Origin of the sequence: Mycobacterium colombiense (assembly GCF_003284935.1) — a bacterium.
Lineage (GTDB): Bacteria > Actinomycetota > Actinomycetes > Mycobacteriales > Mycobacteriaceae > Mycobacterium > Mycobacterium arosiense_A.
The window spans coordinates 24,556-48,442 of sequence record NZ_QMEV01000007.1 but is presented as its reverse complement, the minus strand read 5'-3'; the positions used below and the strand labels follow the sequence as shown (position 1 = coordinate 48,442).

Here is a 23,887-nt window from a genome sequence, read left to right as displayed (position 1 = left end):
GCACATTTGTGTGTATATAACCGTAATGCAGATAGCTATGCACGACATGTGTCAGGTCTGACGAGGCTCGTCGGCTTCCGGTGCATACTTCCCGGTCGTCCTAAGCTGGCCCGGTGGGCGAATTCGACCCCAAGGCCCGCTTCACCGAGTCCCCGGTGGCCCGACTGGCCACGGTTGCCCCCGGCGGGCAACCACACGTCGTGCCGGTGGTCTTCGCGGTCGCCACCGACGCCCGGGACGGCTCCGACGTGGTGTACACGGCCGTCGACGCGAAACCGAAAACGACGCGGCGGCTGCGCCGCCTGGCCAACATCGACCGCAACCCGCGCGTGAGCCTGCTGGTCGATCACTACGCCGACGACTGGACCCAGCTGTGGTGGGCGCGCGCCGACGGTGTCGCCACGATCCACACCGACGGGGACGCCGCAGACCTGGGCTACCGGCTCCTGCGCGCGAAATACCCCCAGTATCAATCGGTTTCACTGGACGGACCGGTTATAGCGGTGGCGGTGCGGCGTTGGTCCGGCTGGCATTACTGATCGGGGCCCCGAACCGTCGCGGCGCGCGCACCACTCGATCTGGCCCGACGGTCTTGTGGTCTACCGAAGTTGGGTGAATGGTAGCTAGTTAGGTGCTAGCGAGGTCAGCAACGGTGCGTCCCGGCATCTGGAGGAAAGTCATGGCCGACAGGACAAATACTTCCCAAGGCGCGGGGAACGCCCCCACCGCCGACGGTCCGGACCAAATCCGCAACGTGGTGCTGGTGGGCCCGTCCGGGGGCGGCAAAACCACACTCGTAGAAGCCCTGTTGGTCGCCGCCGGTGTGTTGACCCGAAGCGGCTCGGTCGCCGACGGCAGCACGGTCTGCGACTACGACGACGCCGAGATCCGCCAGCAACGGTCGGTGGGTGTGGCCGTGGCATCGCTGTCGCACGACGGCGTCAAGGTCAACCTGGTCGACACCCCCGGATACGCCGACTTCGTCGGCGAGTTGCGCGCCGGACTGCGGGCCGCGGACTGCGCGCTGTTCGTGATCGCGGCCAACGAGGGCGTCGACGAGCCCACCAAATCGCTGTGGCAGGAATGCAACCAGGTCGGTATGCCCCGCGCCGTGGTGATCACCAAGCTCGACCACACCCGCGCGAACTACGCCGAAGCCCTGGCCGCCGCGCAGGATGCCTTCGGCGACAAGGTTTTACCGCTGTATCTGCCCACCGGCCTGCCCAACTGCAGCGGCCTGATCGGACTGCTGTCGCAGAAGCGCTACGAATACACCGACGGCACGCGGGCCGTGCAGGCGCCGAATCCCTCCGACGCCGAGCATATCGAGGAAGCGCGCGGCGCCCTGATCGAAGGAATCATCGAGGAGTCCGAGGACGAGTCGCTGATGGATCGCTATCTCGGGGGCGAGGCCATCGACGAATCCGTGCTCATCGCGGATCTGGAGCGGGCCGTCGCCCGGGCCTCGTTCTTTCCGGTGATCCCGGTCTGCAGCAGCAGCGGCGTCGGCACCCTGGAATTACTGGAGGTCGCCACGCGCGGCTTCCCGTCTCCGCGGGAACACCCGCTGCCGGAGGTCTTCACGGCGGTCGGTGCGCCGCACGCCACCCTGACGTGCGATGCGGACGCGCCGTTGCTCGCGGAGGTGGTGAAGACGACGTCGGACCCCTACGTGGGCAGGGTCAGCCTGGTCCGGGTGTTCTCCGGCACCATCAGGCCCGACACGACGGTCCATGTGTCGGGCCATTTTGCGTCGTTCTTCGGCGCCGCCAACGGTAACGGCCACGCCCACCCCGACCACGACGAGGACGAGCGCATCGGGGTGCTGTCCTTCCCGCTGGGCAAGCAGCAGCGCCCGGCGGCGAGCGTGGTGGCGGGTGACATCTGCGCGATCGGGAAGCTGAGCCGCGCCGAAACGGGTGACACGCTTTCAGACAAATCCGAACCCCTGGTCTTGAAGCCCTGGACCATGCCCGAGCCGCTGCTGCCGGTCGCCATCGCGGCGCACGCCAAGACCGACGAGGACAAGCTGTCGATGGGGCTGGGACGGCTGGCCGCCGAAGATCCGACACTGCGGATCGAGCAGAACTCCGAGACGCATCAGATCGTGCTGTGGTGCATGGGCGAATCGCACGCCGGCGTGGTGCTCGACGCGCTGGCCAACCGCTACGGGGTCACCGTCGATACCGTGGAACTGCGGGTCCCGCTGCGAGAAACGTTCGGCGGCAAGGCAAAAGGCCATGGCCGCCACGTCAAGCAGTCCGGCGGGCACGGGCAGTACGCCGTGTGCGACATCGAGGTGGAGCCGCTGCCGGAGGGTTCGGGATTCGAGTTCGTCGACAAGGTGGTCGGCGGGGCGGTGCCGCGCCAATTCATTCCGAGTGTGGAGAAGGGTGTGCGCGCCCAGATGGAGAAGGGCGTGCACGCGGGCTACCCGGTGGTCGACATCCGCGTCACGCTGCTCGACGGCAAAGCGCACAGCGTCGACTCGTCGGACTTCGCGTTCCAGATGGCCGGCTCGCTGGCGCTGCGGGAGGCCGCGGCGGCAACCAGGGTGGCGCTGCTCGAGCCCATCGACGAGATCTCGGTGCTGGTGCCCGACGACTACGTCGGCGCGGTGATGGGTGACCTGTCCAGCCGGCGCGGCCGGGTGCTGGGCTCCGACACCGCGGGCAACGAACGCACCGTGGTCAAAGCCGAGGTGCCCCAGGTGGAACTGACCCGGTACGCCATCGACCTGCGGTCGCTGGCGCACGGCGCGGCGTCGTTCACCCGGTCGTTCGCCCGTTACGAACCGATGCCGGAATCCGCGGCCGCCAGGGTGAACGCCACCGTCTAGGGCCCTGGCCCGTCAGGCCGTCCGACCGAACCGCGCGGCCACCGCGCGGCGGTCCAGCGAACCCTTTGCGGTGTGCGGCAATTCATCGGCCTGCTGGAACTGGGCCGGCACCTCGAAAGGGGCCAACCGGCCGCGGCAGAACGCCGCCAGTTCGTCGGGGGTCGGCGCCGCCGATCCGCGCGCGACGATGACCGCCGCCACCGCCTCGCCGTAGAGCTTGTCCGGCACGCCGAACACGCCCACCTCGAGCACGGCGGGATGGCTGGCCAGGACGCCCTCGACGCGCTCCGGTGAAATCTTTTCCCCGCCCCGGTTGATGAGCTCCTTGATCCGGCCGCGGATGACGAGATCGCCGGCCGGTGACAGGGTGCCCAGGTCCCCGGTGTGCAGCCATCCTTCGGTGAAGTTGGCGGCGGTGATCGACGGGTCGCCGAGGTAACCGCGCACCACGGTGGGGCCGTGCAGCCAGACTTCGCCGACGGCCTCCGCGGGCAGCGCCTGACCGTCCGGCCCGACGATCCGGATTTCCGGACCGGTCGAGCGGCCCACGAGACCCGGTGTGGCACCGGGGTTTTCGCTATGTCCGGCGCCGCCGATGGCCGTCGTTGCCACCTGGTGGGTGGACTCGGTCATCCCGAATGCGCACACCACCGGTGCCGAGAACGTGTCGTGCAGCGCCTGCGCGGTCTCGGCGGTCAGCGGCGCGCTGCAGCTCCGGATGAACCGCAGGGCGGGCGTGCGGTCCGGTTGCTCGGATCGCGCGCGTTCCAACAGGATTTGATGGATCGTCGGGACGGCGGTGTACCAGGTGGCGCCGACGGCCTCGATGTCATCCCAGAACGTATGCGCGGAGAACTTCCCGCGCGCGGGAAGCAGCACCGCTCCCCCGGACACCAGGGTGCCCAGCAGGGCGGCGAGCAGTCCGTGGCCGTGGTAGAGCGGCATCACCGCCACCGTCGCGTCGCGCGGACCCAACCCGTACCCGGCGACGATGGCCGCCACCGAGGCGGCGATGTTATGGCGGGTCCACGGAACCATTTTGGGCACTCCGGTGGTCCCGCCGGTGAACATGATCATGGCGTCGTCGTCGCGCAGGCCCTCCGGTGTCGAGACGTCCGGCCGGGGCGCCGCGGTGACGTCCAGGGTGACCGCCGGGGCGGTGCCGTCAGGCCCGACCGTCACCGCGACGGGCCACCGCGGGGGTGCCGCCCGGTCACAGTCGGCGTCGCCGGGTTGGTCGACGAGCACCACCCGGGCACCGACCGCATCGCTGCGGGCGCGCTGGTCGGCGAGGGGCAAAGCCGGATCCAGGGGAACCGCAACGAGATTCGCGCGCGACGCCGCCAGCAGTGCGACGACGAATTCGGCGTTGCTGGCTGCGCGCAGCGCGACGCGATCCCCCGGCTGCAGGCCGCCGGCCTGCAGCCGGGTGGCCAGATCATCGACCAGCCCGATCAGGTCGCGGTAGTTCACGGGTGTGCGTTCGGCGGTGACGACCAACGCCCGCGCCTGCGGCGACCGGCGTGCCGCCGCCTCGACCAGGTCGGCCAGACGGGGGCTGGCGGATTCCGTCGAGCCCTGGCCGCTGCCAATCGCCTCAGACCTCATCACCGTGCTCCTTCCACTTCTTCTACCGCTGCCCACCCTGCCGCGCGGGCTTCTGGGCCGTCCAATATCGATCCGCTCACGATCGATAACCGGCGGCTATCGAACCGCCACGACGGGCCGTTGAGCTGGCACGATAGACAACGCGAATCACCGGATAGTGCCTTCGTCTTGGACACGCGGTGTGCGCTGGGGCCACAGTGAGGGCTACAGCAGTACCCGCCCGGCGCGTCGAGCCCGCCGACCGCACGCATCCGAGGAGTCGTCACATGTCCACAGCTTCGGCATCCGGAAGCTCGGCGCCCGAGCCGACACGCCTGACCGACGGCTTTCACCTGGTGGTGGATGCGCTCAAGGCCAACGGTGTCGAGACCATCTACGGCATCGTCGGCATCCCGATCACCGACCTCGCCCGCATCGCGCAGGCGTCCGGAATCCGCTACATCGGTTTCCGGCAGGAAGCCTCGGCCGGAAATGCCGCCGCCGCAGCCGGATTCCTCACCCGCCGCCCCGGCGTGTGCCTCACGACGTCCGGACCCGGCTTCCTCAACGCGCTGCCGGCCCTGGCGAATGCGACCACGAATTGCTTTCCGATGATTCAGATTTCCGGTTCCAGCAACCGGGCGCTGGTGGATCTGCAGCGCGGCGATTATCAGGACCTGGACCAGCTCAACGCCGCGCAGCCGTTCGCGAAGGCCGCCTATCGGATCAGCCGGATCGAGGACATCGGGCGCGGCATCGCCCGCGCCATTCGCACCGCGGTCTCCGGGCGGCCCGGCGGCGTCTACCTGGACATCCCCGGCGAGGTGCTGGGCCAGGCCATGGACGCCGTCGCGGGGGCGGACTCGATCTGGCGGGTCGTGGACCCCGCGCCCCGGCAGCTGCCGGCGCCCGAGGCGATCGAACGCGCGCTGGACGTGCTGGCACACGCGCAGCGGCCGCTGATCGTGCTCGGCAAGGGCGCGGCGTATGCCCAGGCCGACAACGTGATTCGTCGGTTCGTCGAGTCGACGGGGATTCCGTTCCTGCCCATGTCGATGGCCAAGGGCCTACTGCCCGATTCACACCCCCAGTCGGCCGCGGCCGCCCGCTCGCTGGCGATCGCCCGCACCGACGCGGTCCTACTGGTCGGCGCCCGGCTGAATTGGCTGCTGGGTCATGGGGATTCGCCGCAGTGGAGCCCAGACGCCAAATTTTTGCAGGTGGACATCGCCGCCGCCGAGTTCGACAGCAACCAGCGGATCGATGCGCCGCTGGCCGGCGACATCGGCTCGGTGCTGTCCGCACTGTGTGACGGCGTGGCCGTGCGGCCCATCACCGCGCCACCGGAGTGGACGCGCGAGCTGGCCGAGCGCCGCGCCCGCAACGACGCCAAGATGCGCGACCGTCTGGCCGACGATCCGCACCCCATGCGGTTCTACAACGCGCTCGGTGCGATTCGCTCTGTCCTGCAGGACAACCGGGACGTGTACATCATCAACGAAGGGGCCAACGCGCTCGACCTGGCCCGCAATGTCATCGACATGGAGCTGCCGCGGCACCGGCTCGACACGGGCACCTGGGGCGTGATGGGCATCGGGATGGGCTACGCGATCGCCGCGGCCGTCGAGACCGGCAAGCCGGTGGTCGCGATCGAGGGTGACAGCGCATTCGGCTTCAGCGGCATGGAGATCGAAACCATCTGCCGCTACCGCCTGCCGGTCACCGTCGTCATCCTCAACAACGGCGGCGTCTACCGCGGCGACGAGGCCGCACCCCGCACGGCCGCGACGGCGTCGGATCCGGCGCCGACCGTACTGAACGCCCGCGCGCGCCACGAACTGCTCGCGGAAGCGTTCGGCGGCAAGGGATATCACGTCGCCGACCCGTCGGAGCTGCGCGCCGCGCTGAGCGAGGCGATCGGCTCCGCGGGGCCGTCGATCATCGACTGCGAACTCGACCCGGCGGCGGGGGTGGAAAGCGGGCACCTGGCCAACCTGAACCCGGCCAGCGCGGCGACACCGCGGCCGGTCAACGCCGGCGGGTAACTCCGAGCAGCTGCGCGTCGAAGAACTCGTTGAGCGCCAGCTGCCCGGCGGACGCGGCCAGCGCGCGGGCGATCGGTGAGCCGGGCCCGGTGGCGTTGGTGGCCAGGGCGACATCGGCCTTGAGCACCGGATCGACCAGTTCCACCGCCCGGATGTCGGGCCCGAGCGGCGATGTCCACAGCCACGTGTGCGGGACGATGGACGCACAGTTGCCCGCCGACGCCTGAGCGAATAGCGATGCCACGGAATCGGTTTCGACCTGCGGGCTGACGGCGATGGAATGGTCGGCGAAGGCCTTGTCGATGATCTGACGATCGCGCATGTCGGGCGTGAGCAACGCCAACGGCAACTGGGCGGCTTGGACCCAGGTCATCGTCGCCGCGCCGGATCCCACCATGTCCGCGGGCGCCAGCAGCACGTAGCGCTCCTGGTAGAGCGGAACCACGTTCACGTCATGAGCCTCGTCGGGCGCCGCGTGCACGATGGCGGCATCGAGCTCGAACTCGCGCAGGCGCCGGTACAGTTCGCTCGCCGCCAGGCGAGAAAGGATGTGCACCTTCACCAACGGGTGTGCCGAACAAAACGCCGAGAGCACCAGGGACGCCGTCGTGGACGCGGTCGGCACGGTACCCAACCGCAGCGTCCCGGTGATGCCGGAGCGCACGGCGTCCACTTCGGATTTGAACGCGTCGTGCTCGGCGAGAATCCGCCTGGCCCACACCACCAACCGCTCCCCTTCGGGCGTGAGGCCCTCGAAGCTGTGCCCGCGGTTGATCAGCGTGACGTTCAATTCCCGTTCCAGCTTGGCGATCGCCGCCGACAGCGCGGGCTGGGAAACGAAGCACTTTTCGGCCGCCCGGGCGAAGTGCCGCTCGGAAGCGACCGCAACGAAGTACTCCAGTTGGCGGAAGAGCACCCGCACTCCCTCGTATCCGGGCTCGGCATTTTCGGCACCGATCCCGCTGAGGCTAACGCGTTGCCGGCAGGTGGGCCAAGCAGGTCCGCGCGCCGCGACCCAGCGGTTGCCGCGACGGGTCCACACCCCTCGGCTGCGCCCCTGACGCAACTGAACCCGATCGGTGGTCGGATCGTTACCGTGGCGAGCGGGCCGAGCTGTCATTGTTTGCTGAAACCGGCCATCAGTGGGTAACCAGTAGGATATTCGTGTGTTGATCGCACCATCTCGAAGGGTGGACGCTATGCGTCGAGGCGTTCGTTATCTGTTTGTTATGGTCGCGATCACGGCGATGGGGCTGGTGGGACCGGTCGGTCACAGCACCGCCGCCGTGCCGGTACCGCAACCCACCCCGGACGTCGCCTCGGTTTTGCCCGCTAACGGGGCCGTGGTCGGCGTGGCCCACCCCGTGGTGGTGACGTTCACCGCCCCGGTGGCCGATCGGTCCGCGGCCGAGCGGTCCATTCACGTGACCTCGCCCAGCGGCACGCCCGGACACTTCGAGTGGGTCCACGACACCGTGGTGCAATGGGTCCCGAACCAGTACTGGCCCACCCACACCCACGTCTCGGTGGGCATTCAGGCCATGACGACCGGATTCGACACCGGTGAAGCGCTGCTGGGCGTCGCCAGCATTTCCAAGCACACCTTCACGGTGAGCAGGGACGGAGAGGTGCTGCGCACCATGCCGGCGTCGATGGGCAAGCCCAGCCGTCCCACCCCGATCGGCAGCTTCACCGCGCTGGAAAAGCAGCGCACCGTGGTGATGGACTCGCGGACCATCGGCATCCCCCTGAGCTCCCCCGAGGGATACAAGATCACCGCCTCCTACGCCGTGCGCGTCACCTGGAGTGGTGTCTACGTGCACTCGGCCCCGTGGTCGGTCGATTCCCAGGGCTACGCCAACGTCAGCCATGGCTGCATCAACCTCAGTCCCGACAACGCCGCCTGGTACTTCAACGAGGTGAACGTCGGGGACCCCATTCAGGTCGTGGCCTGAGCCGCACCGCGCGCATTTCGGCGCCGTCGGGGTTGATTGGCGCGCCACGGGCGCGGTGTGACAACCGTCACAACCGGTGAACGGAAGCCTGGCCCGCGGGGGTTCGTTCCGGTAGACGACTGGATCGAAACGGGAGGCGGGCCATGACCGATGAAGCGAAGCGAGCGAACGGCGGCTCCACAGGCCCGATCAGCGCGGCGCGCCAGCAGGTAGCCCAGCGCATCAGCGAATTGGACGCCCGCGACGACGAGTTCCGAAGCGCCAAGCCCGACCCCGCCCTGCAGAGCGCGGCACGCCAACCCGGCCTGCGGCTGCCGCAGATCCTGGAAACCTTTGCCCGGGGCTATGCCGAACGCCCCGTACTGGGGTGGCGGGCCCGCGCCTTGACGACCGACCCCGGCACCGGCCGCACCAGCGCGCAACTGCTGCCCCGGTTCGACACCATGACCTACCGCGAGCTGTGGGCCGACGTGCGCGCCATCGCCGCCGCCTGGCGACGCGACGCCACCAACCCCGTGGCGCCCGGGGACTTCGTCGCCACCGTCGGTTTCGCGAGCGCCGAATACCTCACCATCGATCTCGTCTGCGGCTATCTCGGCCTGGTGGCCGTGCCGCTGCAACACAACACGACCGCGTCACGACTGAAGCCGATCGTCGACGAGGTCGAGCCGTCCGTATTGGCCGCCGGTGTCGGCTATCTCGACCTCGCCGTCGAAGCCGTGCTCGGCACCACGTCGCTGCGGCGGGTGGTGGTGTTCGACTACCAGCCCGAGGTCGATGACCAACGCGAGGCGGTCGAACGCGCGCAGGCGAAGCTGGCCGGCGCCGGCATCCCGGTGACCATCGAGACGCTCGCGGCGGTGATCGAGCGCGGACGTAGCCTGCCCCCGGAGCCGATGTTCACCGGCGACACCGATGAGCGGCTGGCCATGATCATGTACACGTCGGGCAGCACCGGATTGCCCAAGGGCGCCATGTACACCGAGCGGATGCTCTGCAAGCTGTGGACCACCGAACTGATGCCCGACTTCACGGACACGCCGGTGATCAACGTGAACTTCATGCCGTTGAATCACCTGGGCGGCCGGATACCGCTGTCCACGGCCTTCCAGGCAGGCGGCACCAGTTATTTCGTCCCGGAAAGCGACCTGTCGACCTTGTTCGACGATTGGAACCTGGTGCGCCCCACCGAAATGGGGCTGGTGCCGCGGGTGGCGGAAATGCTCTACCAGCGCTACCAGAGCGCGGTCGACCGTCTCGAGGTGTCGGGCGTGCAACCCCGCGACGCGCAGGCTCAGGCGCAGGCCGAGCTGCGCGAGCAGGTCCTCGGTGGACGCGTGGTGACCGCGTTCTGCGGCACCGCCCCGCTGGCCGCGGAGATGCGCGCCTTCATCGAGACTTGTTTGGATGTCCACGTTCTCGACGGTTACGGCCTGACCGAGGTCGGCATGGTGACCAAGGACGGCAGGATCACCCAGCCGCCGGTGCTGGACTACAAGCTCATCGACGTCCCCGAGTTGGGGTATTTCCGCACCGACAAGCCCTATCCGCGAGGCGAATTGCTGGTGAAGTCGCTGACCGCGACGCCCGGATATTTCAAACGACCCGACGTCACCGCCAACGCGTTCGACGCCGACGGCTTTTACCGCACCGGTGACGTCATGGCCGAGCTGGAGCCGGGCCGGCTCGCCTATGTCGACCGCCGCAACAACGTGCTGAAATTGGCCCAGGGTGAGTTCGTCGCCGTGGCGCGCCTGGAATCGGTGTTCTCCAGCGCGGCTCTGGTTCGCCAGATCTTCGTCTACGGCAACAGCGAACGGCCCTATCTGCTGGCCGTGGTCGTCCCGACCGACGATGCCGCGCAGCGGTACGCCGGCGATGCCGACGGACTGAAGGCAGCTCTCGGCGAGTCGCTACGCCAGACGGCCAAGCTCGCCGAGCTGCAGTCCTACGAGGTGCCCGTCGACTTCCTGGTCGAGACCGAGTCGTTCAGCGAGGACAACGGCCTGCTGTCCGGAGTGGGCAAGCTGCTGCGGCCAAAGCTCAAGGAGCACTACGGCGCTCGGCTCGAACAGCTGTACGCGGAGCTGGCCGAGAACCGGGTGGCCGAACTGCGCGCCTTGCGCGAAGGCGCGGCCGACCGGCCGGTGATCGTGACGCTCGCCCGCGCGGCCGAGGCGCTGCTGGGCTTGGCCGGCGGCCCCCCGCCACCGGACGCTTTATTCATCGATCTCGGCGGCGATTCCCTGTCGGCGCTGACCTTTTCCAACCTGTTGCGGGACATCTTCGACGTCGAGGTACCGGTGGGGATGATCACCGGACCGGCAACCGATCTGGGTCAGCTCGCGAAATACGTTGAGGCCGAGCGTGACTCGGAATCCCGGCGGCCCACGTTCGCCACGGTGCACGGTCAGGGCGCGACGCAGGTCCGCGCCTCGGACCTCACGCTGGACAAGTTCATCGACGCCACCACCCTGGCCGAGGCCCCGGCGCTGCCGCGCGCGACGGGCACACCTCATACCGTGCTGCTCACCGGTGCCAATGGTTACCTCGGGCGTTTCCTCCTCCTGGAGTGGCTCGAACGGCTGGCCGAAACCGGCGGAACTCTCATCGCGGTCATCCGCGCCGCGGACACCTCGGCCGCCGCCAAACGGCTCGAGGCTGTGTTCGACAGCGGGGATCCGCAACTGCTGGAGCGGTTCCGCGCGCTGGCCGCCGACCACCTCGAGGTCATCGTCGGCGATATCGGCGAGCCCAATCTTGGCCTGGCACAGCCGACGTGGGAGCGCCTGGCGCACAGCGTGGATTTGATCGTGCACCCGGCCGCGCTGGTCAACCACGTGCTGCCCTACGACCAACTCTTCGGTCCCAACGCGGTGGGGACCGCCGAGCTGATTCGCCTGGCCATCACGACGCGGATCAAACCCGTCACGTACATGTCGACCGTCGCGGTGGCCCTGTCGGTCGATCCGGCCACGTTCGCCGAGGACGGTGACATCCGCACCGTCAGCGCGGTACGGCCGGTCGACGACAGCTACGCCAACGGCTACGCCAACAGCAAGTGGGCCGGGGAGGTGTTGCTGCGCGAGGCGCACGACCTGTGCGGCTTGCCGGTCGCCGTATTCCGGTCCGACATGATCCTGGCGCACAGCCGGTATGCCGGCCAGCTGAACGTTCCGGATGCGTTCACCCGGCTGCTGTTCAGCTTGTTGATCACCGGCATCGCACCGGGCTCCTTCTACCAGGCCGATCCGCACGGAAACCGAGCGGTGGCCCACTATGACGGGCTGCCCGCCGACTTCGTCGCCGAAGCGGTGACCACGCTCGGCGAGCAGATCGCCACGGCCGCTGATACTTCCGGGGTTTACCGGTCCTTCGACGTGATGAACCCGCACGACGACGGCATCTCCCTCGATGTGTTCGTCGACTGGCTGATCGCCGCCGGGCACGACATCCGCCGCATCGACGACTACGACGAATGGTTGACCCGATTCACCACGGCCATCCGCGCGTTGCCGGACAAGCAGCGTCAGCTTTCGGTACTGCCGTTGTTGGACGCCTACCGCAAACCGGAGATACCGCTGCGCGGCGCGCCGGCCCCCACCGACGTGTTCCGCGACGCCGTGCGGGCCGCGAAAATCGGTGCAGACCACGATATTCCGCATCTGTCGGCGGCGCTGATCGATAAGTACGTCGCGGATCTGGGTTTACTGGGCCTGGTGTAACGACACCCGAATCAGCCGGGGAGCCCGTGTTTGATCGCGTCATCCTGCTTGCGGCCGATGTCGAGTGCGACCGCCGAATCGGTCGGGTCGTTGGGTGCGCTGTCGAATTCCAGGGTGACCAGCGCCTTGCCTTCGGTGAAGATCAACACGGTCATCGCCTGGGAGTTGTCCGGCGAGGTCCCCGATATGGTGACCCCGTTGGCCCCGACGGCAAGCGGTTGCCAGTTCCCGTTCACCTTGCCGTTGTAACTGCCTTGGGTGGTGGCCAATTCGGCCGCTGCCGCCGGCGGGTCGGCGGTAATCACGATGGTGTCCCACAGCCGGCGGCTGCTGTCGGCGTTGGCGAACAGCTGCGCGACTCCCGGGGCGTTGTTGGGGTTGAGCATGGGCGACTGGGGCGCGGTCAGGCCGCCCCCGACGTCGTTCTGCTTGATCAACAAGGAGCCGTAATCCGAGGGCTGTGCCGACGGCGGGCCGGTGACCGCGCTCGAAGTGGTCGACGCGGAGGAACTCGACGACGGCTGTGCGGTCTTGTCGGCGCCCCCGCAGCCGGCGCTTGCGGCCCCCACCACGATGACGGCAACGACACCGGCGGCGATGCCGATCCGATCAATTCCCACGCGTGTCCCTCCCACGTGTCATCGGTATCCGGCCTTCACCGCGGCTCCCGACGCCGCAGGCGAAATGGTGATGTACACCAGGCTTCCTACGAACATATGCCCACTCGCCACCCGGTGGGTAGCACTTTGACGCGCCTATGCTGGCGTGGGCAACGGGATCCTCGCGCGAAAGGAGATCGGTATGACGGCGGTAGCGGCGCGCGCAGTACGGTTCGACCGTTACGGGGGACGCGAGGTGTTGTACGTGGCGGACATCGAGATGCCCTCCCCCGGCCCGGGTGAGGTGGTCGTCGAAGTGCGAGCCGCGGGGATAAACCCCGGCGAGGCCGGCATCCGGACCGGGGCGATGCACGAGATCTTCCCGGCCACCTTCCCCTCCGGCCAGGGCAGCGACCTCGCCGGCGTCGTCACCGCCGTGGGGGCCGGCGTCACCGAGTTCTCGGTCGGCGACGAGGTGTTGGGATTCAGCATGCGCCGGTCCAGCCACGCCACGCACGCCGCGGTTCCGGTGGGCCAATTGATCCGCAAGCCTCCCCAACTCGGCTGGGAGGCAGCGGGTTCGCTTTATGTGGTCGGCGCGACGGCCTATGCGGCTGTGCGTGCGGTGGCGCCGCAACCGGGCGAGACGATCGCGGTGTCTGCCGCCGCGGGCGGGGTGGGCAGCCTGGTCGTGCAGCTTCTGGCCCTGCGTCAAGCCCGAGTGCTCGGCATCGCGGGGCCCGGCAATGCCGACTGGCTGCGCGCGCGGGGCGTTATCCCGATCGCCTACGGTGACGGGCTCGCCGAGCGGCTGCGTGCCGCGGCGCCGGACGGAATCGACGCCTTCATCGACCTGTTCGGCCCGGACTATGTCCAACTGGCCGTCGATCTCGGCGTGGCGCCCGATCGGATCGACACCATCATCTCCTTCCAGAAGGCCGGCGAAGTGGGCGCCAAGACCGAGGGCAGCATGGAGGCCTCGACACCCGAGGTGCTCGCCGAGATGGCCGAGCTGATCGTGTCCGGCGCCATCGAGTTCGACATCGCGGCGACCTACCCGCTGGACCGGGTCGCCGACGCCTATGCCGAGCTCGAGCGGCGGCACACCCACGGCAAAATCGTTCTGCTGCCGACCAACTCACAATGAGGCGGCCGGGCCGACGACGCCGGCCTGCACGATCTTGATGATGACGAATGCGACCGCGACCACCAGGTAACCCCGCAGCGTGAACAGCCCCGCCCGGCGCATCGGCGACATCGCCGGCCGATCGAGCAACGCGAGGTTGGGGGTTTGCCAGCCGGCGCGGTCCTGGCGGCGTACCGCGCGGCGCTCGGCGCGCGTCAGCGTCGCGGCATCGTCGAGCTCGTCGACCTCCCCGGGATCCAGGCCGCCCCCGAGCGTGCGCACGATGGCCTCGGCCTCGGTCAGGTTCCGGTGTCGCCGCCCGGCGACGATCATCACCGCGCCGCCGACGATGCCGACCACCGCACCGGCCGCCAGGCCCGCCTCGATGGTGCCCGTGGCGAGACCGGGGAAGAAGGTGGTCGCCGTCAATGCCAGTGACAGCAGCACCAGACACCACACGATGGTCCACGCAATGATGTTCTGCCGCACCGTGTTCACCCACGGTCCCAGCACCGCCCGATCGTTGCACAGCAGCACCAGGAAGACGGTCGCCGAGGGAAGCAGCACACCGGCGAGGGCCTGCACGCCCTGGGTCACCAGGCCCAGGATGTGATCGGGGCTGAAGGAGACCGCCGCCGAACACCCGAGCAGCAGCGCGTAGCCCCCGTAGAACAGGGGGGCCTCGCTGATCTTCCAGTGCAACGAGTGCCGCTTGCCCATGGCATCACCGACCGCATAGGTGGTCGCCAGCCCGACGGCGTTGGCGCCGATCAGCGACGCGTCCAGCAGGATGATGGCGAACAGCACGCCGACCGCGCGGCCCGGATGCGTGGACAACCCGGCGGCGACCGCGCCCGCGTCGGTGAAGTGACCCGCGTCGGCGGTGCCGGCCAAGCCGAACGCCGCCACCGCCATCAGCGCCGTCGCGCCGACCATGACCACGACGATCCCGATCACCAAATCCGCTCGGCCATAGGGGATCCAGCGGGCGGTGATGCGCTTGTCCACCACGTTGGACTGCTGGAAGAACAGCTGCCACGGCGCGACGGTGGTGCCCACGATCGCGACCACCAGCAACAGCACCGTCGAGTTGAGCCCACCTGGAAATTGCGGGATCAGGCCGGCGACGGTGGCTTTCGGGGCCGGATGCACCAGCACCACCATCGGGACGATCAAGACATTCACCGCGATCAGGAGGAACATCAACCCCTCCCAGCGGCGGAACGACCCGCCGGCCACCACGGCGAACAGCAGGACGGCGGCGGCCGGGACGGCGACGGCCCGCGGGCAGCCCAAGAAGCCGAGAGCCAGTGAAACACCGATGAATTCGGTGACGATGGTCAAGGCGTTGAGGATCAACAGATCGCCGACGCTGAAGGCGCCCCAAAACTTGCCGAACCGCTCGAAGATCAAGCGCGCGTGGCCAACCCGTGCCACCGCGCCCAGCCGCAGCACCATCTCCTGGTTGACGTACAGCACCGGAATCAGCAGGGCCAGCGTCCACAGCAGGCCCATGCCGTAGTTCTGGCCGGCCTGCGCGTAGGTCGCGACGCCACCGGCGTCGTTGTCGCCCACCATGACGATGAGCCCGGGACCGGTGATGACCGCCAGTGTCCGCAGGCGCCGCCAGCGTCCGCTGAACGCCCCGTGAGCGACGGTCCCGTCGCGCCGGATGCGCCCGAACGCACCGACGATGTCGCCGGCGTGCGCGCCATCCAGCACGGTCGCGTCTTCGGCACCGGAGGGTGCGCTTTCCGGCGTGGCAGTGGTCCGGCTGGGCGCCGGTGCCCGGCGGCCGCCGCCGGTCTGGATCGAAGTCATCGAATCCTCGCTATCTCGAGCGGTTCTCACGCCGCGGTGACGTTAGGGGGCGGTCGCGGTTGCGGCGCTCGACGCGCCCACGGCGGCGGACGACGCTATACCGTCCGCCGCCGAGGGCCTGCGGAACGGCTCAACGGTGGTTGCTGTCCGAGCCCGAGGCGTGCCCACCAAGCGACGCGGTGACCACCGCGATCGGCATCCTCGAGACGTACAGGTTGGCCCGCTCCTGGGGAGTCAGGCTGGCCCGCAGGTGAAACCTGTTGGCCAACAACCGGCCAGCACGAAGCATGGACCGTCCACGCATCCTGGAAGCGACGGAAAAACGGTGTGTAACAACAAAAGCCATGATTTTCTCCTGCCGAAGGGTCCGATCGGCATCGGCATGGCGGTTCAGCCGCGCGGGACCGGGCGAGGTCAGGCGGTGAAGGAAATGCCGGAACCGGATCGGGACAAGACGGATTTCGGATAGGGACTATCGCCGGGACTCATCTCGCCCTCACCTCCTCACGGCCAAGACACACGCGGGTGTCACTACATCACCAAAAACGAGAGAGGCAGGAATGACCCACGGCATAAACCGCGCGCCGCACCCCTCTCGTCGGAGCTTCGGCACTGCACGGCGTATCCGGACGTTACCGATGGTCGCGACCCGCTGCGTTCGGCTTCGCCGCGCTTGGGATCGCTCCCCGTCCAGAAGCCACTTGGGCTCAACCCTTAGTCCGGGAAGAGCTGTCCTGACCCGGGGCGTCTCTCGACGTTCGGGGTCAGTGGCCTGTATCCATGCAGACGCCTCACCTACCGAGGTGCTTGCGGAGTCCATAGTGGCACCGCGGTCGCAGCCTCGTCAAACGCATAACCGATCGCTGACGCCCACCGCCGCACTCCCAGCGCGCGCTCAGGCTGCCCGCCTAGGCTCGAATGCCATGACCACAACGTTGCAGGATGCCCGGGTCGCGTCGGTGCTCGACCGCATGTATGCCGAGTCGAAGAACCAGATGTCGCTGTTGCGCGAGCGGCGCGGAACTTTCGATCGGCCGATGACCGCCCAGGAGCGGGCCGAGGCGATGAGCGAGTTCTACATCCCGGTGACACCGGAAGCCGGCCGGTTGCTGTACTCACTGGTCCGGGCCACCCGACCGGCCACCATCGTCGAATTCGGTATGTCTTTCGGCATTTCCGCCCTTCACCTGGCCGCCGCGGTGCGCGACAACGGCACCGGCCGGGTGGTGACCACCGAGCTGAGCGACACCAAGATCGCCGCGGCCAAGCAGACGTTCGCCGAGACCGGCCTGGACGACGTCATCACCATCCTCGAAGGCGATGCGCTGTCCACGCTGGCGGATTTGCCGGGGCCGGTCGGATTCGTCTTGCTCGACGGCTGGAAAGACCTGTACCTGCCGATCATCGAGCTGCTCGAGCCGCGGCTGTCGCCCGGGGTGCTGGTCGTGGCCGACAACACCAATTCTGCCGACACCCAGCCGTATCTGGACCGGGTGCGCAACCCCGACAACGGCTATGTGAGCTTCAACTTCCAGGTTCGCGACAGCGACAGCATGGAGATCAGCTGCCGCACAAGCGGTTAGCGGCTACCTCAGCGATTCCTCGAGCCACGGCGTCAGCCACTTCACCCCTTCGGGGGTGAGGTGGACACCGTCGCTGCGCACCTTGATGCCGTCGACCTTGGCGGTATAGACACCGTCGGGGCACAGCTTCTTGTTCAAATCGAGGATCGCGACGTTCGGGTGGTGGCTAACGGTCTTGCGCAACATGGTGTTCCACAGGTTGACCCGGTCCGGCTGGTCCTCGGGATACAGGCGGCCGTCCGGTTTTTCACCGCCCCGGCTGTAGGGGACGGTGGCGACCACCACGTGGACACCGGTGGCACCGACGATGGTCAGCGCCCGCTCGAGCTCGCCGTTGAGGTAGGCGTCGAAGGTCGGGTCGCCGATGTGGGTCCACTGCCCCTCGTTCACCCGGTCCACCGTTTCCCAGCGGCCGATGACCAGCAGCGCGACGTCCGGCTGGTCCTGGCTGACCTGCCGCGACCAGCGGATCGGCCAGCCGTCGCATTCGGACCGTTGCTCCAACGTCTGGCCGATGTAGCGGTACGGGGTCCCGCGGACCAGGCTGCATCCGATGACCGTGTGATCGAGAAACGCGAACCCCGGCGTCGGGGGCAGGTAGTGCATCCAGGTCCAGCCGATCGAATCCCCGAACACCGAGACGGTGAACGGCCGGTTGGCATCCCGCGGCCGGCTCACCCCGGGCGGCGACGGCGAGACCGCCGCGACCGCCGAGACGCCGGGCGGCAGACCGACCTCACGCAGGCCTGGCCCGGTGCCCACGGGAACCACTAGCAGCGTCACCGCGGCGGCGCTGGCCACGGTCGCGGCCGCCAGCGGCAGCAACGGCACCCGCGCCGGTCGCCAGCGCCGAATGGGTTGCTCGAGCAGCCAATACGACACCGCGGCCGCCACCAGCGTGGCCCCACACCGCGCGGCGAACAACGGCAGCCCGGACCACCCGGTGCGTTCGCCGTTGAGCGCCAAGAAGATTGGCCAGTGCCACAGGTACACGCCGTAGGAGATGGTTCCCAGCCAGACCAGCGGGCGCAATGCGAGTGCCCGCGCGACGAGTCCGCGCTGCTCCAGCGCGACCGGGGCGATCACGATCACGGCGGCCACCGCGACGCCGATCAGCAAGCCGTGCCGGAATTCGCCGCTGGCACCGGTGGCGTAGTGCGTCGCCGTCGCCAGCCCCGCCAGACCCAGCACCGGCAGGATTCGGGCCACGCGGCGGCCCCACCGCGTGCGGATCATGCACCAGCCGCGGTTCATCGATGGCCAGTCGCGAACCAGCAGGGCGGCCGACGCGGCGCCCACCAGCAACGCCTGCGCGCGGGTGTCGGTCCCGAAGTAGATCCGGTCGCGGGTGCCGTCCGACGTCATCACGATCGCGATCGCCGCGGAGGCCAGCGCGCCCACGGTGGCGATCAGGAACGTGGCGAACCGGACGCCGCCGACGGTGGCCCGCGTCGAGCGCCGCTTCGCGCGCGCGGCGAGCAGCAGCGTGACCGCGATCAGCAGCACCGGCCAGACGAAGTAGTACTGCTCCTCGACCCCCAGTGACCAGGTGTGCTGCAGCGGCGAGGGCGGCGCACCCTGGGTGAAATAGTCCGTCTTCTGGGCGACGAAGCGCCAGTTCGCCATCCACACGAAGGCGGCGATGGCGTCGTCGCGCAGGCCGGTCAGCGACCGGTCGGGCAGCAGCTGGCGGGCCGCGGCCACCGTGAGCACCATCAGCACCAGCGCGGGCAGCAATCGCCGCGCGCGCCGAATCCAGAAGCCGGTCAACTCGATACGGCCGGTGCGCCCCAACTCGTCCAGCAGCAACGAGGTGATCAGGAATCCGCTGAGCACGAAAAACACGTCGACGCCGATGAATCCGCCGGTGACCCCCGGGATGCCGCCGTGTCCGATGAGCACCAGTGCGACCGCGATCGCGCGCAGCCCGTCGAGCGCGGGGATTCCGCTGGCGCGCTCCGGCCGGTCCCAGATCGCCAGGCGGCCGACCCGGCGCACGGGGGCGACCCATCGAGGCCGAGAACGACGAGCCGGTGCGGGGTAAGACCCGCCCGGCTCGGTGCTTGTCGTCAGCGCGCCGTAACTACCATCTCGCCCGGCGCCATGGTTGATGCCGATACGTCGCTGCCCCTCCTGTTGAGTTCAGCAAGCCAGCCTAGAGGCGGGCGCGCCGGATCACGTGGAGGACACGCGAGGCGTTTTTCTCCGTGCTGCGTTCGGGTTTCGGCCCGGCGGGTCAGGCCTCGTCGGGCGCGTAGCCCAGCGTGCTCTTGACTTCCAGGTACTCGTGGAAGCCGAACTCGCTCCACTCGCGGCCGTTGCCGCTGCGCTTGTAGCCGCCGAACGGCGCGTTCATGTCGAAGGCGTGATTGATCGTCACCCATCCCGCGCGGATCTTGCGGGCCACCTCGCGTGCGGTGTCGAGGTCGGCCCCCGAGACGAACCCGGCGAGGCCGTATTCGGTGTCGTTGGCGATCTCGACGGCCTGGTCGAGGTCGTCGTAGCCGAGGATGCACAGCACCGGCCCGAAGATCTCCTCGCGGGCGATGATCATGTCGTTGGTCACATGCGCGAAGACGGTCGGCTTGACGTAGTAACCCCTGTCCAGCCCGGCCGGTCGGCCGGGCCCGCCCGCGACCACGGTCGCGCCCTCGTCGACGCCCTGCTGGATCAGGCGCTGCACCTTCTCGAACTGCGCTCTGGACGCCACCGGCCCGATCGCCGTCGCCTCGCCGCTGCCCACCGGGATCTGTTCGGCGGCCTCACGCGCGAGGGTAATGGCCTCGTCCATGCGGGAATTCGGCACCAGCATCCGCGAGGGCGCGTTACAGCTCTGCCCGGAATTGGGCATCATGTTGGCCACGCCGGCCCGGACGCCCTCGGCGAAGCCAGCGTCGTCGAGGACGATGTTGGGGCTTTTGCCGCCAAGCTCCTGGGTGACCCGCTTGACGGTAGGGGCGGCGTTCCTGGCGACCTCGACGCCGGCGCGGGTCGACCCGGTGAACGACACCATGTCGATGTCGGGATGGCTGGCCAGGGCCACACCGACGCCCGCACCATCGCCGTTGATCAGGTTGAACACCCCGGCCGGCACGCCCGCGGCGTCCAGGATCTCGGCGAAGATGTAGGGCGAATACGGCGCCACCTCAGACGGTTTCAGGATGACGGTGCACCCCGTCGCCAATGCCGGGTAGACCTTGACCGCGACCTGATTGATCGGCCAGTTCCAGGGCGTGATCAAACCGCAGACGCCGATCGGCTCCTTGGCGATCAGCGTCGCACCCTTCTGTTCGGAGAACGCAAAGTTCTTCAGCGCGTCGATGGCCGTCGTCAGGTGACCGATCCCCAAAAAGACCTGGGGCCCCGCGGCCAGCGAGGGCGGCGCGCCGATTTCCTCGGTGACCGCCTGCGCGAGATCGTCCGCGCGCTTCTGGTATTCGGCGAGGATCGCCTGCAATAGGTCCAGGCGCTGTTCGCGGGTGCTCTGCGACCAGCCGGTGAAGGCTCGCCGCGCGGCGTTGACCGCGACGTCGACGTCGGCGGCCGACCCTAGCGAGATCTTTCCGGACACCTGCTCGGTTGCCGGGTCTTCCACGTCGAAGGCGTTGGGGCGCACCGGGTCGACCCACCGTCCGTCGATGTAGAACTTCAGGTATTCGCGCATGACATCGATCCTCTTTCTGACTGCGGGTCCTACTGAGTGCCTTCGGCGTACCAGGTCCGGAATCGGTCGTATTTGGGCATCTCCTCGGAATTGGCCTTCGGATCGATGCACACGTGCACCACGCCGACTTTGCCACTGGCGTAGGCGCGAGCGATCGCCGGGCCGATCTCGGATTCCTTCTCGACGTACTCGCCGTGGCAGCCGAAGCCCTCGGCGACCTTGTCGATTCGCACGTCTTTGCTCCAGTGCACACCCGGCTGCGGCGACGGCTGGGAGAAGGTGCGCTTGTACACGCCCACCTCCAAGCCCCACTGGTGGTCGACGCCCACCACGCAGACCAGCGGAAGGTTTTGCCGCGCAGCGGTTTCCAACTCGGCGATGTGGAACAGGAAGGCCGAATCGCTGGTCAGCAGCATCACCGGGCGCTTGCCGCCCTCGGCGACGGAGGCTCCTACGGCGTAGGGCAGGCCGGTACCCAGGTGGCCGAAGTTCTGGTTCCAGATGACGTCGCGCGGTTTGGACTGCGAGTAGGTCCATTGGAAGATCACGGTCGCGCCGCCGTCGCGCACCAGAATGCCGTCGGAGAGTTCGTTGAACGCCTTGGTGGCCTCGACGACGTAACGCGCCGGATGGATCGGCGAACGCCCGGACGGTGCCGACTCCGCCATATCTGCAAGCTCTTTCGTGTCCTTGTCGATCAGGGCCTGCAGTGCGGGCGCCGGCTTGCGTGGGGACTCCTTGAGCGCGTCGACCAGCTGCGGCACCACGCCGCGCAGGTCTCCGACCAGTGCCACGTCGACGGGGCGGTTGACGCCGATGGCGGTCGGGTCCTGTTCCACCAGCACCCATTTGCGGTTCGCGTTGTTGGCGGCCCAGTGCTGGGTCCTGCCGTAGTGCATCGGCTCGCCGAGTTCGGTGCCCAGCGCGACGCACAGGTCGGATTCCTCGACGGCCTCGTTGGCGGCCGGGGAGAACAGGTAGGGGAATGTCCGGTCCTGCAGTCCCGGGATGAACGAGGTGCCGCCGGAGGTCTGGATCACCGGGCAGGCCATCAGCTCGGCCAGCTCCTTGACCTGTTGCTGGGTGCGGGAGGTGTGCACGGCGTGGCCGACCAACAGGACCGGGCTTTTGGCCTGCCGGATCAGCTCGACCGCCTCGGCCACCTCGCGGGTGCCTGCGCCCTGGTTGACCAGCCGGTAGGCCGACGGCGGCGGCGCGGTGTCGACGTCGAGCCCGGAGAGGATGACGTGCGACGGGAACTCGACGTAGGACGGACCCGGTGTGCCGGACATCGCCCTGCGGATGGCCTCGTGGATGATCTCGTCGGTCTGGTCGGCGTACTCGATCGAGCTGCTGTACTTCACCGAGGCAGCGAAAAGCGGTTCCTGCTGGACGAATTGGATGCGGCCACGGCGCACCCGGCGCTCGGTGACGCGGGCTCGCTGCCCGCCGAGGAAGATCACCGGCGAATTCTCCACCAGCGCGCACTGCATGGCCCCGGCGATGTTGGCCATGCCCGGGCCGAGCGTGCCGATGCACAGGCCGGGATTACCCGTCATCCGTGACGCGGCCTCGGCCATGAATCCGGCGCTCAGTTCGTGGTGCGGTGCCACCACCGACCAGCCACGCGCGTCGGCCTCGGCGAACATGTGCACGAAGTTCGGGTCCGGGATGCCGAACAGCGTGTTCACGCCCTCGGCCTCGAAGAGGTCGAGGATGCGCTTGTAGACCGGCACAGCCATGGTGGGAAACTCCTTTGTTGACAGCCTATTTCGTTCCAGTTGGCGTTATCTCGGGTTCGCGTCGACGGCCAGGCCCAGTTCGGCGAGCACTTCCGCGGTGTGGGCGCCGAGCTCGGGCGCCGGCCCCGCGACCCGACCCGGCGTCTGCGAGAACCAGGTGGGTACGCCCGGGAAGCGCACCGGCCCGTGCGGGCTGTCCACCGTCTCGAACATGCCGACGGCATTGAGATGCGGATCGTCGAACAGCGCGCCCGGGGTGTTCAGCGGCGCGGCCGGTATTTCGAGGTCCCGCAGCAGTGCCAGCCACTCCGCGGTGGTCCGCTCCTTCATCGTCTCGGCCACCAAGCCGTAGACGGTGTCGATTTCGCGGGCACGCTGCTCCAACGTCGAATACAGCTCGCTGGCCCACGGTGGCTGAACGGCGTTCATGAACGCGTTCCAGTGCTTGTCGTTGTAGATCAACGCGGCGATGTGGCCGTCGCTGGTGCGGTACGGGCGGCGGTTGGGCGCCACGGTGCGCGGATACACCGCGGGCCCGAGCGGAGGGTCGAACAGGGCGCCGTTGGCGTGTTCGACGAGCATGAACGACGCCATGGTTTCGAACATGGCGACCTCGACCTCCTGTCCCTGCCCGGTGCGCTCCCGGTGGAACAGCGCCATGGTCGTCGCGTACAGCGCCGTCAGCCCGGCGACCTTGTCGGCCATGATGGTGCCGACATAGTCTGCCTCGCCGGTCAATTGCTGTTGCACGGCCGGCAGGCCGCATTCGGCCTGGATGGTGTCGTCGTAGGCGGGGCGGTCGTGATCGGGTCCGCGGCGCCCGTACCCGTAGCAATTGGTATAGACGACAGCGGGATTGATCGCGGCGACGTCGTCGTAACCAAAGCCGAGCTTGGCGATCGCCTTGGCCCGCATCGAGTGGATGAACACGTCGGCCGTCTCGGCCAGGGCGCGCAACGCGTCCGCGCCGGCGTCGGTTCGCAGGTCCAGCACCACGCTGCGCTTGCCCCGGTTGACGTTGACGAACACCCCGCTCATGCCCGGGGCCGGGCCCACCGAGATGTAGCGGGTGTTATCACCCTGCGGTGGTTCGACTTTGATGACGTCGGCGCCCATGTCGGCCATGATCTGCGTGCAGTACGGCCCCATCACCATCGCGGTGAGGTCGATGACGCGCAACCCCGCCATTGGGCCGGTCGGG

At 68.3% G+C, this 23,887-nt stretch carries 16 protein-coding genes and 1 riboswitch; of the genes, 7 read left to right on the top strand and 9 right to left on the bottom strand.

Features of this window, described 5'->3' with window-relative positions; all coding sequences use genetic code 11:
* The first annotated feature begins 113 nt into the window (after positions 1-113).
* Positions 114-539 (top strand): TIGR03668 family PPOX class F420-dependent oxidoreductase, encoded by a 426-nt coding sequence (locus tag DQP57_RS05515; RefSeq protein WP_112632038.1) that lies wholly within the window; start codon positions 114-116, stop codon positions 537-539.
* Between the two features lie 140 nt (positions 540-679).
* Positions 680-2,839, top strand: coding sequence for an elongation factor G-like protein EF-G2 (locus DQP57_RS05510; RefSeq protein WP_112632037.1), 2,160 nt, complete (start codon positions 680-682; stop codon positions 2,837-2,839).
* Positions 2,840-2,851: 12 nt separating this feature from the next.
* Here the strand turns inward: DQP57_RS05510 and DQP57_RS05505 are convergent, their stop codons facing one another.
* On the bottom strand, positions 2,852-4,447 hold the full coding sequence (locus DQP57_RS05505; RefSeq protein WP_112632036.1) for a FadD7 family fatty acid--CoA ligase: 1,596 nt from the start codon (positions 4,445-4,447) through the stop codon (positions 2,852-2,854).
* A gap of 266 nt (positions 4,448-4,713) precedes the next feature.
* Between DQP57_RS05505 and oxc the strand changes: the two genes are divergently transcribed.
* On the top strand, positions 4,714-6,471 hold the full coding sequence (gene oxc, locus DQP57_RS05500) for an oxalyl-CoA decarboxylase (protein WP_112632035.1): 1,758 nt from the start codon (positions 4,714-4,716) through the stop codon (positions 6,469-6,471).
* Here oxc and DQP57_RS05495 read toward each other — a convergent pair.
* The gene (locus DQP57_RS05495) at positions 6,455-7,387 is read right to left on the bottom strand and encodes a LysR family transcriptional regulator (RefSeq protein ID WP_112632119.1); all 933 of its coding nucleotides are present in this window, start codon (positions 7,385-7,387) and stop codon (positions 6,455-6,457) included. The two genes, oxc and DQP57_RS05495, sit on opposite strands and share 17 nt — an antisense overlap.
* Before the next feature lie 283 nt (positions 7,388-7,670).
* Here DQP57_RS05495 and DQP57_RS05490 point away from each other — a divergent pair, with 283 nt between their 5' ends.
* Positions 7,671-8,426, top strand: a complete 756-nt coding sequence (locus DQP57_RS05490; protein WP_112632034.1) for a L,D-transpeptidase — start codon at positions 7,671-7,673, stop codon at positions 8,424-8,426.
* Between the two features lie 143 nt (positions 8,427-8,569).
* A complete protein-coding gene (gene car, locus DQP57_RS05485; RefSeq protein ID WP_240631683.1) occupies positions 8,570-12,151 on the top strand; it encodes a carboxylic acid reductase in 3,582 nt (1,193 codons plus the stop codon).
* Positions 12,152-12,162: 11 nt separating this feature from the next.
* Here the strand turns inward: car and DQP57_RS05480 are convergent, their stop codons facing one another.
* Entirely contained in the window at positions 12,163-12,771 is a 609-nt protein-coding gene (locus tag DQP57_RS05480; RefSeq protein ID WP_112632033.1) for a hypothetical protein, read from the bottom strand.
* Between the two features lie 181 nt (positions 12,772-12,952).
* On the opposite strand from DQP57_RS05480, the gene DQP57_RS05475 reads away from it, so the two are divergent.
* On the top strand, positions 12,953-13,897 hold the full coding sequence (locus DQP57_RS05475) for an NADP-dependent oxidoreductase (protein ID WP_112632117.1): 945 nt from the start codon (positions 12,953-12,955) through the stop codon (positions 13,895-13,897).
* On the opposite strand, the gene DQP57_RS05470 is transcribed toward DQP57_RS05475, so the two are convergent.
* Positions 13,889-15,697, bottom strand: a complete 1,809-nt coding sequence (locus tag DQP57_RS05470) for an NRAMP family divalent metal transporter (protein WP_112632032.1) — start codon at positions 15,695-15,697, stop codon at positions 13,889-13,891. The two genes, DQP57_RS05475 and DQP57_RS05470, sit on opposite strands and share 9 nt — an antisense overlap.
* A 130-nt stretch (positions 15,698-15,827) precedes the next feature.
* Complete coding sequence (locus DQP57_RS26800) at positions 15,828-15,986, bottom strand: hypothetical protein (RefSeq protein ID WP_165821752.1); 159 nt, start codon at positions 15,984-15,986, stop codon at positions 15,828-15,830.
* Positions 15,987-16,280: 294 nt separating this feature from the next.
* Positions 16,281-16,507, bottom strand: a riboswitch (M-box (ykoK) riboswitch).
* A 113-nt stretch (positions 16,508-16,620) separates the two neighbouring features.
* Here DQP57_RS26800 and DQP57_RS05465 point away from each other — a divergent pair.
* On the top strand, positions 16,621-17,280 hold the full coding sequence (locus DQP57_RS05465) for an O-methyltransferase (RefSeq protein WP_112632031.1): 660 nt from the start codon (positions 16,621-16,623) through the stop codon (positions 17,278-17,280).
* A 3-nt stretch (positions 17,281-17,283) separates the two neighbouring features.
* On the opposite strand, the gene DQP57_RS05460 is transcribed toward DQP57_RS05465, so the two are convergent.
* The 4 genes from DQP57_RS05460 to DQP57_RS05445 all read right to left on the bottom strand — a co-directional run bounded on the left by DQP57_RS05460 (position 17,284) and on the right by DQP57_RS05445 (position 23,874).
* Positions 17,284-19,278 (bottom strand): acyltransferase family protein, encoded by a 1,995-nt coding sequence (locus DQP57_RS05460; RefSeq protein WP_112632030.1) that lies wholly within the window; start codon positions 19,276-19,278, stop codon positions 17,284-17,286.
* Positions 19,279-19,516: 238 nt separating this feature from the next.
* Entirely contained in the window at positions 19,517-20,944 is a 1,428-nt protein-coding gene (locus DQP57_RS05455; RefSeq protein WP_112632029.1) for an aldehyde dehydrogenase family protein, read from the bottom strand.
* 29 nt (positions 20,945-20,973) lie between these two features.
* Entirely contained in the window at positions 20,974-22,686 is a 1,713-nt protein-coding gene (locus tag DQP57_RS05450; protein WP_112632028.1) for a thiamine pyrophosphate-binding protein, read from the bottom strand.
* Positions 22,687-22,731: 45 nt separating this feature from the next.
* Positions 22,732-23,874, bottom strand: a complete 1,143-nt coding sequence (locus tag DQP57_RS05445) for a CaiB/BaiF CoA transferase family protein (RefSeq protein ID WP_112632027.1) — start codon at positions 23,872-23,874, stop codon at positions 22,732-22,734.
* Between the last annotated feature and the right edge of the window lie 13 nt (positions 23,875-23,887).

What these genes read in the sequence shown, in the direction of transcription:
- DQP57_RS05490 (WP_112632034.1), top strand. Translation starts at nt 7,671, where the DNA reads ATGCGTCGAGGCGTTCGTTATCTGTTTGTTATGGTCGCGATCACGGCG.
- DQP57_RS05475 (WP_112632117.1), top strand. Translation starts at nt 12,953, where the DNA reads ATGACGGCGGTAGCGGCGCGCGCAGTACGGTTCGACCGTTACGGGGGA.
- oxc (WP_112632035.1), top strand. Translation starts at nt 4,714, where the DNA reads ATGTCCACAGCTTCGGCATCCGGAAGCTCGGCGCCCGAGCCGACACGC.
- DQP57_RS05455 (WP_112632029.1), bottom strand. Translation starts at nt 20,944, where the DNA reads ATGCGCGAATACCTGAAGTTCTACATCGACGGACGGTGGGTCGACCCG.
- DQP57_RS05470 (WP_112632032.1), bottom strand. Translation starts at nt 15,697, where the DNA reads ATGACTTCGATCCAGACCGGCGGCGGCCGCCGGGCACCGGCGCCCAGC.
- DQP57_RS05445 (WP_112632027.1), bottom strand. Translation starts at nt 23,874, where the DNA reads ATGGCGGGGTTGCGCGTCATCGACCTCACCGCGATGGTGATGGGGCCG.
- DQP57_RS05465 (WP_112632031.1), top strand. Translation starts at nt 16,621, where the DNA reads ATGACCACAACGTTGCAGGATGCCCGGGTCGCGTCGGTGCTCGACCGC.
- DQP57_RS05450 (WP_112632028.1), bottom strand. Translation starts at nt 22,686, where the DNA reads ATGGCTGTGCCGGTCTACAAGCGCATCCTCGACCTCTTCGAGGCCGAG.
- car (WP_240631683.1), top strand. Translation starts at nt 8,570, where the DNA reads ATGACCGATGAAGCGAAGCGAGCGAACGGCGGCTCCACAGGCCCGATC.
- DQP57_RS05505 (WP_112632036.1), bottom strand. Translation starts at nt 4,447, where the DNA reads ATGAGGTCTGAGGCGATTGGCAGCGGCCAGGGCTCGACGGAATCCGCC.
- DQP57_RS05510 (WP_112632037.1), top strand. Translation starts at nt 680, where the DNA reads ATGGCCGACAGGACAAATACTTCCCAAGGCGCGGGGAACGCCCCCACC.
- DQP57_RS26800 (WP_165821752.1), bottom strand. Translation starts at nt 15,986, where the DNA reads ATGCTTCGTGCTGGCCGGTTGTTGGCCAACAGGTTTCACCTGCGGGCC.